Source organism: Fibrobacter sp. UWS1 (genome assembly GCF_002300445.1).
Taxonomy (GTDB): domain Bacteria; phylum Fibrobacterota; class Fibrobacteria; order Fibrobacterales; family Fibrobacteraceae; genus Hallerella; species Hallerella intestinalis.
Genome location: NZ_NSGW01000001.1, coordinates 180718 through 193870 on the forward strand (window position 1 = coordinate 180718; position 13153 = coordinate 193870).

The 13153-nt window shown below is 51.5% G+C and carries 11 protein-coding genes; 7 read left to right on the top strand and 4 right to left on the bottom strand.

Annotated features, from left to right (window positions below; all coding sequences use genetic code 11):
- Positions 1-20 precede the first annotated feature (20 nt).
- Genes BGX14_RS00735 through BGX14_RS00760 form a run of 7 tightly spaced genes read left to right on the top strand, consistent with a single transcriptional unit; the run spans position 21 to position 4830 of the window.
- Positions 21-1157 (top strand): HRDC domain-containing protein, encoded by a 1137-nt coding sequence (locus BGX14_RS00735; protein WP_095878785.1) that lies wholly within the window; start codon positions 21-23, stop codon positions 1155-1157.
- On the top strand, positions 1157-1357 hold the full coding sequence (locus BGX14_RS00740; protein ID WP_073304365.1) for a twin-arginine translocase TatA/TatE family subunit: 201 nt from the start codon (positions 1157-1159) through the stop codon (positions 1355-1357). Before BGX14_RS00735 ends, BGX14_RS00740 begins: the two co-directional genes overlap by 1 nt.
- 12 nt (positions 1358-1369) lie before the next feature.
- Complete coding sequence (gene tatC, locus BGX14_RS00745) at positions 1370-2062, top strand: twin-arginine translocase subunit TatC (protein ID WP_095878786.1); 693 nt, start codon at positions 1370-1372, stop codon at positions 2060-2062.
- On the top strand, positions 2059-2748 hold the full coding sequence (locus BGX14_RS00750; protein ID WP_073304375.1) for a 5-formyltetrahydrofolate cyclo-ligase: 690 nt from the start codon (positions 2059-2061) through the stop codon (positions 2746-2748). Before tatC ends, BGX14_RS00750 begins: the two co-directional genes overlap by 4 nt.
- Positions 2726-3301, top strand: coding sequence for an RNA methyltransferase substrate-binding domain-containing protein (locus BGX14_RS15895; RefSeq protein ID WP_233126356.1), 576 nt, complete (start codon positions 2726-2728; stop codon positions 3299-3301). Before BGX14_RS00750 ends, BGX14_RS15895 begins: the two co-directional genes overlap by 23 nt.
- Before the next feature lie 14 nt (positions 3302-3315).
- Complete coding sequence (locus BGX14_RS15900; protein ID WP_233126357.1) at positions 3316-3657, top strand: TrmH family RNA methyltransferase; 342 nt, start codon at positions 3316-3318, stop codon at positions 3655-3657.
- A gap of 3 nt (positions 3658-3660) precedes the next feature.
- Complete coding sequence (locus BGX14_RS00760; protein WP_095878787.1) at positions 3661-4830, top strand: class I SAM-dependent methyltransferase; 1170 nt, start codon at positions 3661-3663, stop codon at positions 4828-4830.
- Between the two features lie 453 nt (positions 4831-5283).
- On the opposite strand, the gene BGX14_RS00765 is transcribed toward BGX14_RS00760, so the two are convergent.
- The 4 genes from BGX14_RS00765 to BGX14_RS00780 form a co-directional block, all read right to left on the bottom strand.
- The gene (locus BGX14_RS00765; RefSeq protein WP_073304381.1) at positions 5284-7785 is read right to left on the bottom strand and encodes a GH36-type glycosyl hydrolase domain-containing protein; all 2502 of its coding nucleotides are present in this window, start codon (positions 7783-7785) and stop codon (positions 5284-5286) included.
- A gap of 28 nt (positions 7786-7813) precedes the next feature.
- Entirely contained in the window at positions 7814-8407 is a 594-nt protein-coding gene (locus tag BGX14_RS00770; RefSeq protein WP_073304383.1) for a PadR family transcriptional regulator, read from the bottom strand.
- An 80-nt stretch (positions 8408-8487) separates the two neighbouring features.
- The gene (locus BGX14_RS00775) at positions 8488-9162 is read right to left on the bottom strand and encodes a hypothetical protein (protein ID WP_095878788.1); all 675 of its coding nucleotides are present in this window, start codon (positions 9160-9162) and stop codon (positions 8488-8490) included.
- A gap of 3 nt (positions 9163-9165) precedes the next feature.
- Complete coding sequence (locus BGX14_RS00780) at positions 9166-13152, bottom strand: C25 family cysteine peptidase (protein WP_095878789.1); 3987 nt, start codon at positions 13150-13152, stop codon at positions 9166-9168.
- Between the last annotated feature and the right edge of the window lies 1 nt (position 13153).

Genomic DNA, 13153 nt, shown 5'->3' on the forward strand with positions numbered 1-13153 from the left:
GATATTATATTGCACATCAAATGGCTAACGACCCCTATATACTTGTAGAAAACCAGGAAGCTCTCGACAAACTGCTCGACGACCTTTCCCTCTACGATATGGCTGCTGTCGATACCGAAGCGGATTCCATGTATCACTACAACGTCCGCCTATGCCTTGTGCAAATCACTATCGGAGAGCACCATTACATAGTTGATCCCTTGGCTCCCATCGACATCCGTCCGATTTTTAAAACACGGGCGATGAACACCTTGATTTTGCACGGGGCCGATTACGATTTGCGGATGCTCTGGCATACTTTCCGCTTTTCTCCAAAACACGTTTTTGACACGATGATCGCCGCTAAATTTTTGGGCGAAGAAGGACTCGGCTACGCCAGCCTGGTTAAAAAGTATTTTGGAATCGACTTGCCCAAGGACAACCAGAAATCCGACTGGACAACCCGCCCGCTGCCCTCGGATATGTGCGAATACGCCATTCACGACACTTTCTATCTGCACGAACTTTGTGCCCTTTTGGGCGAGCAACTCAAAGCTCAAGGAAAATTCAGCTGGATGATCGAAACCTGCAACAACCTGATCGTCAAGGCGATGCAGGCGAAAGAGGAAAACGGGGAAAGATGGCGCATTGCCGGTGCTTTCCGTTTGCCGCCCAAATCCCTGAATATTCTTAAACATATCTGGCTATGGCGTGAAAAGGAAGCGCAAAAAATGGATCGCCCGCCCTACAAGGTTTTTGGCAATGAACTGATGCTCGCCATCGTCCGCGCCGTATCCTACTCTTTCCCGGCAATCCAAGAAAACATCCTTCCTAAACTGCCCCGCAATTTTACTGGAGAACGCCGAGCGGAATTTCTTTCCATGTTGCAAAGTGCCGTGTCCATTCCCCAGAAGCAGTGGCCACCCATGCAGCCCAAAGTGCCGCCTCCGCAAATCATTCCCGACGGCGAACTCATCGATTCGCTGAAAGAATGGAGGGACGAAAGGGCGCACGAATTGGATTTGAACGAGTCCATGCTGGCCAATCGTGCCCAACTGATCGCCCTCGCCACTCCGGTAGGAGCGTCCTGGGACGACCGTTACGACGCCGCGCATTTTTTGAACTGGCAGCGTTCCGTATGGAACGGAATTCTTTCCCATAAACTGGCAGGTAACTGATGAGAATTGGTGTTCCCGAACTTCTTCTTTTGCTTTTTTTGGCGATTCTTTTGCTGGGCGCTCGGCGCATTCCGGAACTTGGAGCGGCTCTCGGCAAAGCCCTGCGAGAATTTCGAAAAGCGGAAAAGGACGAAGATAAAGAAATCCTCCCCCATGAAAAAGACGGCAAAAACGACAACGCGACTCATGACAAGAAGTAAGGAATTCTAGTGATGGAGATTTCCGAACATTTTCAGGAACTCCGCCGTCGCCTCTTGATTTGCATCGTCTGTTTTGCCGCAATCGCCGCAACCGCTTTTGCCTGTTTCCCTCGACTCTGGCATTTTGTACAAATTCCCATTCTTCAAGCCGATACGGTAACAATTGTAAACCTTTCGCCCGCGGAAGGCGTTTCTGTCAGCATTCTGGTTTCCTGTATGGCAGCGGCATTCGCGACTTCCCCGCTATTTCTCTACCACGCCTACGCTTTTTGCGCCCCTGCCGTTCAAAAAGAGAACCGCCGTTTTTTTTTCGCATCGTATCTTTCCGCCTGCGCCCTATTTTTTTTCGGCGCTTTTTTTGCGTATTTCTGCGCCATCCCCTTGTTATTCCAATTTTTGCTAAACTACTCGGATGTCAAGCAGCTCTGGTCGCAGACCGCCTACGTCTCTTTCCTATTTCGTTTTGAAATTCTCTTTGCCGTTCTTTTTCAAATGCCTGTCGCCTGCGCCCTGTGGGGACGTTCCGGCATTTCCGACAGAAATTTCCTGTGGAAACATTTTCGGATCATCCTCTTTCTCATCGTCCTGATTTCCGCTCTGGTCACGCCGCCCGATTTGCCTTCCCTTTTCTGGATGGCCATCCCCATGTTCCTCCTGTTCTTGCTGAGCGCATTCACCTATCGCCTCGCCTGGAGAAAAAAATGAACGCCGATCTGGGATTTTCGGAATTCACCCTGCTCTTGCTGCTTGCGCTGCTGCTTTTTTCTCCCCGGGACTTGGGAAAGGCACTCGCCAAGTTCAAATACTACAAAGGAAAATTCTACCGGATGAAATTCGATTTGGAAGACGCGATGCTCTACAATTTTGACAAAGACGCCGAAAGCGCGTGGATTGTCGAAGCCGTTCGCCGATTCGACCTGTACCGTTCCGCTCCCAAAGTCGCCGCTTTTTACCCGCTGGCTGGCGAACCCGACATTTGTCCGCTGCTGAAAGAATTGGCCAAGGAAGGCCGCTTGCTGCTTCCCCGAACCCTGGAAAATTTTCAGATGGAATTTGTGGAAATCCACCGGATGGAAGATCTTGTCGAAGGCCGATTCCACGTGCACGAGCCTCCGCGATACTTGCCCGCCTACCAAGGGGAAATTCCACTGGCCCTCGTTCCCGGAGTCGAATTTTCCAGAAACGGCAATCGGCACGGGCACGGCAAAGGCTATTACGACCGTTTCTTGGCGCAACATCCTGAAACCGTCAAATGCGGTGTGGCCTTTAGCGTCCAAGTGTCCGCAAAACCTCTGGAATGCAAGCCGCACGATATTCCAATGAACTATATTGTAGCTTCAAAAAACGATCCGTCAAAGGAGATTCCCCATGTGGAAAAAGCAACCGTTTAACGCCCGCCGAGAACCGCGCAACGAAAACGACGCCACCCCGGAAAGGCCTCGCTTCACTAGCTACGGTCGCGCTCCCCGGTTCAGCGAAGAAAGCCTCCGTTCCAGCAAAAATTTCGATGCTCGTCCAAAGCCTTCCCAAGTAAGCGTGGCCATCGGCGACGAAGAAAGTGCTCCGCAGACCGCTGTCGGCGGCATTCGCGAAGTGACCGAGCTGCTGACCAATTCCCCGATGAAAGTTCACCGGGTTCTCTTTCGCCACAATTCGGGAAATCCCAAACTTTACACCCTGCAAAAAATCGCCAAGAAAAATCGCATTCACGTTCAGCAGGTCGAAGCCCGCATTCTGGATTCCTATGCGGTTCCCAACCAAGGAGTTGTCGCCCTCTGCAACGAAAAAGAACTCCTCCAGTGGAACTCCGTTAAAGACGAATTTTTCCAGGCCAAAGAAAAGGACGAACGCAAACTGATTGTCATCGCGACAAATATCGAAGATCCCCGCAATCTCGGGGCCTGCATCCGTTCTTCCCTGGGTCTGGGGCCGACATCCTTTTGATGCCCTCCAAGGGAATGTGCGGTTTAACGCCCACGGTCGCCCGCGCATCGACTGGCGCCATCGACAAGCTCCGCATTTGCCGTCCCGACAATTTGGAAGCAACTATCGGCGAGCTGAAACTGGCCGGCTACCAGATTCTGGGGCTTGACGCCGACACGGACGTTTCTCTGGTAGATTACTCTTTTGGCAAGCAGATTGTTCTCGCGGTGGGCGGCGAAGACGCCGGACTTCCGCCATTTATCCGCAAGCAGTGCACCGACGTTCTCCGTATTCCGATGAAAGCCGAAGCGCAATCCTACAACGCATCCGTCGCCCTTTCTCTCGGCTTGTACGAAATCGCCCGGAAAGTTCTCTAGCAGATGGAGCTTCCTTTTGCAGACATCGCCTTTGCGCAATTCGTGAACGATGCGGTAAGCCAAAAAACGGACGAGCTCAAGCTTGCCGAAAAACTCGTGAGAAGTCCGTGGGCAAATTGTCGGGCGGAGATTCTCGATTACATTGCGCTGGTTCCCAAATACCGGAAAAAATTTGAAACGGACAAAATCCTCGCCTGCGATAAACTGGCTTTGGAACAATCCACGGCGGCGGACATCGGGCGTTACAAAGCGGAACTTTTCAAAGGAGCCGATTCCATTGACGATCTGTGCTGCGGCATGGGTGGAGACAGTTTCTTTTTGCCTTCGCCTGTTCGCGTCAAAGGCGTGGATCTTTCCGAAAAGCGCGTCGAAATGTACCGGTTCAACACCCGAACTCTCGGCACTCCCCGAGAAGCCGTTATCGCCGACGTTCGCACACTGGATTCCCGCAGCGATTTTTTCACCATCGATCCGGCCAGAAGGCAAACAGACGGAGACAACCAGCGGGACTTTTCCGCATTGACGCCGAGCCTTTCCGAAATCGTCGAAATGGCAAAAAAATACAAAGGCGGCATGGCAAAGTTGCCTCCCGGATACCCGGCTGACGAATTTCCCGACGGCACGGAAATCCTCTATCTCGGAGCCAAAAACGATTGTCGGGAATGCCTACTGCTTTTCGGAAAATTGGCGGCCTCGCCGGATTCTGTCCGGGCCATTTCCATTGATTTTTCGGGCTGCCACGAATGGCGCGCCCGCCGCGCTTCCCTTTCTGAACTTCCCGTCGCCCCCCTTTCCACCTTTCTCGCAGAACCCATTCCCGTTCTGGTTCGCAGCCATCTTTTTTCCGAAGTGGCCCGCCAAAGCGATCCTACGGCGCATCTGATTTCTACCGGCATCGCTTACGTTTCCAGTGAAAGCCCTCTTCCCCAAGCCGCATTTCGCAACTACCGCGTCCTGGGCAGCACTCCCCTTTCTACGGGCAAAGTCAAAAAGCTCCTCAAAGAATTTGACATCGGAAAAATCACCGTGAAAAAACGCGGAGTCGAGATCCATCCCGACGCGGAAATCAAGCGACTTGCCGCCAAAGGCTCCCGAAAGGGCATTCTCTTCTATACGCGGATTTTCGGCGAAAAAACAGCCATCCTTGCTGAAGAATTTAACGAGTCCACTTAAACATTTCAGAAAATGCGGAGATTCCCGTTTCACCGTAGATGGCAATGGCATCGTCCTATCGCCGATGGATAAAAATATCAAATACTCGCAAATGATTTTCTTTCACAGGATGAATTCCCTTTCAAAGCGGAATCTTTTTCACAAAGTGAACTTCTTCTCGCGGGCCGCAAGATGCTTTGCATTCTGACTAGCCGTTTCTCCTACGTTCCCAACTTCCCTCTAACCATGGTTCGGCAGGCGGTTGCTGAGTTTATCGAAGGGCACTAATCACTGACCACTTGCAAATAAATCGGGTGAAATTTTGCATACAAGTCTCAAAAAAGGCCTTCTCTAAAAAAAACATTCAAAAACATTCCATTTCTCCTTTCGGCATTCCACAAAAAAAGACCGCAGCATCAAGCCGCGGCCTAAAATTTCAAAGAATTTCCCGCTTTCACAGGAAAATTTCAGTTGTTATCCGAGAGTCACTTCAACCTTGTGCACGCCCTTCGTAAAGATCGGCGCCACGTTGGAATCGACTTCCTGACCGTCCACGACCATCTTGGCAACGCCCTTGCAGACGTGCTTCGGATTCTTCACGGAGATTTCGTAAGTCGCCCCGCGGAACTTGCGGACAGCGTCGAAACCGTTCCACTTGGACGGAATGCAGGGATCCACGACAAGTCCGTTATAGCTAGCGCGAATGCCGAGAATGTACTGCGTCGCCGCCTGGTATGTCCAAGTCGATGTGCCGGAAAGCCAAGCGTTGCGTCCCATGCCGAACTGCTTGTGTTCATCTCCCAGAATATTCTGCGGATAGCAATACGGTTCGGATTCAAATTCGTCCAGCTTGTCGTTTTTGGCCGCCGGATTGATCTGGCAGTAGTAATTGTAGGCATTGTCGCCGCGACCGAGAATCGTTTCGGCAATCATCACCCACGGGTTCGTGTGGAGGAAGATGCCGCCGTTTTCCTTGGCTCCGGGAGGATAGGTGGAAATGCCGCCGACGGCACCGTCAAAACCGCGGTAACCGGGAGTCGAACTCTTGACGCCGCAACGCGTATTCAGCATTTTATTCAGGCTGTCCATGCCCTGAACGGCTTTATCGCCCGTCGCAATGCCGCCGATAATCGGCCAGCTCTGTCCGTTGCAATAAATTTTGCCGTATTTCGCCTTGTTCGTGCCGTAAGCGTTGCCGTCCTTGTCGAACCAGCGAACCCACCACTTGCCGTCCCAAGCGCTCTTGTTGAAAGCGGCCTTGACTTCTTCGTACCACTTTTTGTACATGGCAACCGCGTCGGTATCGCCGAGATGTTCTTCGATATCCATCATCTCGAGCAGAGCCTTGGCGTAAAGAGCCGTGTTAAATGTGGATTCCGCTCCGAGCGGCAAATTCATGCAGTCGTTCCAGTCGGCAAAGCCGAGCAGCGGAAGGCCGTGCTTGCCAAGGTGGGAATGCGTGAAAGCCAAAGAACGTTTCAGGTGTTCCAGAATCGTACCCTTTTCACGTTCAGCGCGCTTCTTGCCTTTCTCGTAGAACGGAATTTCTTCTTTCAGAAGTTCCATCTTTCCGGTTTCTTTCAAGTAGCTAGCCACCGTGAGAACAATCCAGAGATGGTCGTCACCATACCAGTCGGCATAAAGGTGATTGCCGTTTGCATCGACGGCGTTTGCCTTTTCACGGGAATCGCCTTCGTTCGCTTCGCTACCCGTATCTTCGGCAAGGGCCAGCGGCGCATACTGGTGCATGGCATTGCCTTCCGGACGCTGCACGGAAATCAGGTTCTTCGTGAGTTCGAGCGCTTCTTCGGGCATGTGGCTCATCACGCCCATCAGATCCTGCGTGGAGTCGCGATAACCGATGCCGCGGCTCGTACCATAGCCCAACTGGTAAAGGGAAAGGTAACGGCTCCAGTTCTTTGTCGTGTGGCACTGGCGCGGATTGTGAACGTTCACCATCGTGTTGAACGACGCTTCCGGAGTCTTGACCTGAATCGTGGAAAGGTAGTTTTCCCAGAATTTGGCCAGTTCGTCAAAAGCCTTGTCCACGTTCTTCAAGTCGGAATACTTTTTGATGGCCTTGGCGGCGACTTTCAAGGACTGTTCCTGACCGAGCTGCGTGCAAGTACGGAAGGTTTTCTTGGCTCCGATTTTTCCCGCATGAATCATGAGGGCGGCAATGTTATCGCCACGGTCGCATTCGCTGTTCGACAGTTCCTTGTTGTCCAAGGAAAGCGGATGCTGCCAGGAACCCATTTCGTTTTGTCCCAAAAATACGCGGCGATCTCCGTCAAAGCTCGAAACCTTGGCGTCGGCAGTGACATAATTGACGGCGGTATCGCGCTTCATGTAGGCGTACTGTTCCAAAATCATACGACCGTCTTTCTGCGGATGCGCCTTGAGGGTCATCGTCTGCGGAACCCAGTCGGCATTCGTCAGCTGCTTTTCCGCTTCGAAATGGCTGAATTCATAAACCGGGACAATGTCCACTTCCTTGGCGCCACCAGCGATGTTCGTAACCTGAATGTCCTGCAACAGGGTGTTTGAACCCGTCGGGACGAAAATCGTCACCTGGACGCGAAGACCGAAAGCTTCGGCGATGAAACGGCTGTAAGAAAGCCCCACGTGGCATTCCCACTTGTCGAGCTTGACGAGAGTCGGGACATAGAACGGGGAAAAAATCTTGTAGCCTTTTCCATCCTTCACCCGAATATAGACCGTGCTCGCCTTGAAATCGGAGCAAGGCATTTGCGCAATGTATTTGGTGATGCGGTTGAGTGCCGGGTCTCCTTTGCAGACGAGAGTGCCGCCTGTGGAATCCACGATGCCGCCGAATTTCAAAGTGCCTACATAGTTACACCATTTAATAGGTGTCGCCGGTGTAGTAAGGACGTATTCTTTAGCAGCATCATCAAAGTAACCGTAGCGAGCGCTCTTTGCCTTTGCAGCCGGTTTCTTCTTTGTCGTAGCTTTCATGTTGTCTCCGTGAGTGGTTAATGAAAATTCAAATTTTCGTGTCAAAGTGGCGAGAACCGAAATTTATATAAAAATAGCCGCCGAGTTTTTTCTGCTTTTGCGGATCCCGTAGAATCGCAATCGCCGCACGCGTGTATTTCAGTTCAACGAGAATATGGTCCCGGCTCATGCAGTTCAAAAAAGGGCCTTCAGGATAAAGAGTCGGACGGGGTTCCTCGTCGATCATTTTTTGCAAGCGGGAAATCTCTTCCAGAAGTTTCTTCTCGTGCACTTCCAAAACGCGCACGGAATCGATCGGATCGACCGCATAGAGGAACGCGTAGCCCAAAGTCCGCGGGTCGTCGTTAAAGCCCGTCAGGTGGCGCAGCACTTCCTTTTTCAACAATTCCGAACCCTTGTCCAGAATGCGATAGACGGTTCTTTCCGGACGGTTGCCGTCCCTTTCCGAATGCCCTTCGATGGAACCGTTCTTTTCCAAACGCGTCAGACGATTATAAATCGTGGATGTGCTGATTTTTGCCCAGCGATCCAGCTCGCGGTTCTTGATTTCCGTCATGATGTCGTAGCCGCTGCGTTCTTTTTCTTTGATCAGCCCAAGCAAGACAAGGTCGTAACGATTCATTCAAATTCTCCGATATTCCAAGTTAGAATATACTAAATAAAAGCGGAAACCGGAACAAAAAAGAGGATTTTCTCGTTTGCTCACAAATCCATCGTCCTCTGCGCGGCCCGCATCTTTCCCATCGGCGCAAAAGTGAACATCGGAAATTCCGCAAACAAAAAGAGCAGAAGCGAAATCAGCGGGAAAAGAATCCATACGGGAAGCGGTTCGTGGCGGAAAAAGTAGCCGCAGACGCCTCCGATAATCAGATGCAGAGCAAGCACTGGAAAAAACATCCGGCAAAACGCCCCCATCCGGGCACCCGAAACGGGAGTTCCTTTTTTCAAAAGGCTTCCCGCAAAAATTGCGGCGAGCAAAATGCCTAGGGCATCGACCAAAAGAAACGCGGCATATTCCGCTGGCGGCAACTGGATTTGCGCAGAAATGGCAGTCCAGAAAAACGCGACCAGAAGAGCGGGAAGCAGGGCTTTGAAAAAAGCGATCGGTACGAACAAAAAAGCCAGAAGGAAAAGAAAAACCAGCCCGGCAGCCAAGAAAGCTCCCCATTCCCGAAGAAAATCCGGCATCCCGGCAAATGTCAAGCCAAAATACGCGAGGAGCGAATCCCCCGCCGAATGCGCATAGGCAAAAATAGCGGAAAAGTCCCTAGCAAAAATCACATAAAGAACCGCAAAAGCCAGAACGAATATCAGCCGAAGCCGAAGAATCCATTCGCCCAACAGCTGAATTGCCGAAGCCTTTTTTCTCAAATCCATAAATCACCTCGATATGACCAGTTTTTGTTTTTTCCGGAATGTCTTCGCTTTTTGTCCGGATTCCGCCGACACCTTGGATACGACGATGTAATGATAAAGCCCGTTGGCCAGTCTGCGCCCATAAAAATCCCTGCCGTCCCAGCGGGTTACACCGGAAACCGCATGAGGAATGCGCTGGACAAGCCTTCCATTCTGGTTGTATATAAAAATCGTCACGTCCGAATTTCTGCCGACCGCCAGATCTTTAAAGTAAAACGTCGTCCCCTTTTTCTTCATGGGATTCGGGGCGGTGAACACGTCGGAAAGCCCTTCCGAAAGCCCGTCGGTGATATTCAGCCGAATCGTCCGACTCGAAGCGTTGCCGATGATATCGGTCGCAGAAACCTTGAAGAGATAACTTCCCGCCGGATATTTGCTTTCGGTAAAATTCATCCGAGCGACGGCCTTTTTGCTGGACTGCTCCACAAAGGGCCAAGGGTGGAAAGGCGATGCGGAAACGGGACCCGAGACTTCAAATTCCACGCCCTCGTCGGCATCTTCCCGAAAGTTTATCGCCGTAGAGTCTTCGACAGTCACCTGCAAACAGGCGGGAGACGCCAGAGTCACGACTTCCCCTTCGGAAAAAGAAGTTCCCGAAGAAGGCGAAAGGCAGCTTTGCACTTGGATTGTCGGCGGCACGGTGTCATTCGCAATAATCGAATCCGCATAAGGGGAGGTTCCGGAAATCGCAATTCCCGGGATTAAAAGCCGCCCGATTCGCGGCGAAGCATTTTCATTTGCCCAAAGGCGAATCTCCGCAGCCGTATCGCCAAACGCCATTTTACGCGGAGTGATGAATTGGACGGAAAAACGGCCATCCTTGACTTCCGCGTCTTCGCTAAAAATCAGAGAACCGTCATAGAGAACGGCGACCGAATCCCTGTCCGCAGGAGCCTGGCTCAATTTTTTTTCGTAGCTCTGTTCCAAAACGGCAACGTGTATTTTTCCATTCTGCATGCCGTCCACCGATCCGCTCAGCGAAACGCTATCCAAGGCCCGAAGAGTGTCCAGTTTTTTGTCCAGCCGAAGGGAAAATTCCGACGACGGCATGGGAACCACGGGTTCCCCCAAAAGCGCATAGCGCTCGTTGTTGTAACGCTGCGAGGAATTGGCTTCCGAAGTCAATCCTTTCGCTGTCGCATAGGCCTTTCCCAAAGTCATCCCCTTGGGTTCCAGCGCATTCAGCAGCAAGGACTTCGCAAAGACCCGGTTCAACGATCCGTAGGTTTCCCGAGTGGCCCCGATCGAAGCAATCGCCCCGCGCTTGGAAGCCTGAATGAAAGTTTCGGAAAGGGATGTCTCGTTTCCCTTTTCAAACCGACCGACCGTACAGGAAAAAGAGCCGAGAATCGTGTAGCGGGACTCGTTGGAAAGCCCGGAAACATAAGAGGGTTTCATCAGGCCTTCAAACGCCCAGTCCGTAATGGAGCCGTGCCCGAAATAAACCGTGAACAGCGCCCCTTGATTGATGCGATTGATCAAATCCGAAGTCGCCGCCGGCTTTTGCCCCGAAGCGTCCGCGGAATAATTCAACAGATAGATTTTGTGAATGTCCAGATGGTTTCCATGGAGAGTCGCCAGATCCTGCATGGCCCGGGCGACATCCTCCGCAGGGGTCGTATGATCCAAGGCATCCGCCGCGGTTCCCGTCCAGGCATCGTCCGCAGAAATGACGAACGAATTGCGCCAGACCGAATTGTCCGCCGGACCGATTTTTTCATGTTCCTCGATTTTTGCATTGTAGGCGTTGAAATCCGCAACGCTTCCAAGCGGCAACCTTCCCACGAACAGATCCAAATCGTATGATCCGACAAGCACCTGTTCGCCCGAATCCAGCACAGCGAAAAAGTCTTCGGGAGCGGCGTCTTCCTTTTCAAAAGGCGGAATCCAGTTGGTTTTAAAACCGGAATGGAACCCCCGATAATCAAAATGGCCGTTTCCCGCCAGAACCGCATAAGTCAAATTCGGCGAAACGCTTCGCGCATAGGACAGATAGTTGCGAATGGCTACGGGATCCATCGATCCGCCCGAATACGCGCGATAGATATCTTCCGCAAGCACGACCGTCGTCCGATACGACCGAAAAGATTTATTCCCGGAACGAAAACTGGCCAAGTTCACCGCAGGAACCTGAAACGCCTCGGGCGCGATAATCAGGTATTCCGTTTGAGACGAAATGCGGGAAAGATCGGAAAGCGTGCCCTCGACATGAAACGGAATTCCTTCGATGCTCGCCGGCTTTCTGAAATTCTTGGCATGATATAAAAGGTAGCGGGTGTCGTTTTTTTCCGAAACGCTGTCCAGAAGATAACCGTTTTGAAGAGAAATCAGACCGACCGGCGCGAAATCCAAAAATTTCATCACTCGCATATCCGCAGAAGAGTTCACCGGAATGCGAATTTTTCCATTCTTTGCTCCGGGAAGCACCCATTCCGACGTATCGTTTTCCAAAGCGGGCGTCCACGAATACGCAATCGAAAAGCCGTCAAAGCGATCGGGATAACTTCCATTCGGAAGCAGCTTCAGCGAATACGTATTTCCCGAGACCTTCAGTTCCGGGGCGATTTCAAAATTTCCCATCGGCAATTTTTTATCATAGCCGTCATAATTTTTCCCGTTCACCGTCATCGCAAAACGTATTGGTGCCGCCGATGTATGAGAATGCGGCACATAGGAAACCGAAAGGAAATTTCTGCCTCCGTTTTTGAAATGCGGGAGAGTGGCGTTTTTTGACGAGAACAGGGTCGAAGAAGAAACCGTCAAAGAATCATTTTTGCCGTTCCAAATCCAGAACCATTCCTTGCCAGTCGATCCATCGTTTTCTCCAAAAAAATTGTCGCGCAAAGCGGCGTCCCTTTCTGTTCGGACATAGCGCAAAACATCGATAACGGATCCGGTCGCCGGAGACGCCAAGGTCGATAGCCGCATCCCCTTTCCCGTCGAAGCGAGTCCCAGCTGGAAATACTGAAAAAAGCTGTAAGGCGAAGACGAATAATAATATTCCATGCCGTCGTTCTTGAAACCATTTTCCAAGTCGAAACGCTTCCAAAGCGACGTTCCGTAACCGACAAAAAAGAGGGTGTCCCCGTCATCGAATGTGCCGTCCGCCTGCGAAGAATTCGGGCTGTGGTCCCGCACGTCCAAGGGAATTTCAAAAAGGTGATGCGGAAGAATATCCGAAGAAGCGCGAATCACCGAAGGAAGCGTGTCCGGCGAAGCACCGTAAAGCCGGATTTTTTCAATCGGAATTCCTTCGCAGTCCGAAGCCCGGGAGACCTCCCGACAAGCCGCATAAACCTGCCGATATGTCACGGCGTAAAGCCCGTCTTCCGAGAGGCCGCCATTATCCCTGTCGCCAATCGAAATGCGGGCAAGCCACGTCATATTCGAAGTTTCCGAAAGGGCCGCCTTGCGCAAAACACCGACCCGCGTCCCCATTCCAAAAGAAGCCGCCCCCTTGGCATTCAGCACAAATTCCAGGGCGCGATTTCCCGGACGCTTGTTCTGCGGCTTTCCCGCAAACGAAATATCGACTTTAAAATTCTTGCGGACAAAGACATCCCCGCCCGAAATTTCGAGCAGCGGGACATAAACGTCCACAACCCAAAGCCCGTCATGCAAGCGAGGCGCAGAAACTTCCACCGCGCTATTTTGCAAGGAATCTTCAGCGCACCATTTTTCGGGAAACCGAAAACGAATCGAATCCCTAATGGAAACCGAAGGCTTTTCATTGGCAGGAACCGCTATGCGGTAGGCGCGATATGGCATGGACGATGAAGATTTATAAACTCCATTTTCCGGCAACAGGCGATAAGAACCGTCTTCACAGGCCGCAAGTTCCGAATCCAAAACTTTGTCTTTAAAAACAAAACGCGTTTTAGAATCTTCCAGCGTTTCAAAGGACCACAGAAAAGTCGTCCAGAAAAAAATGAAGACGGCAAAGAATTTCACA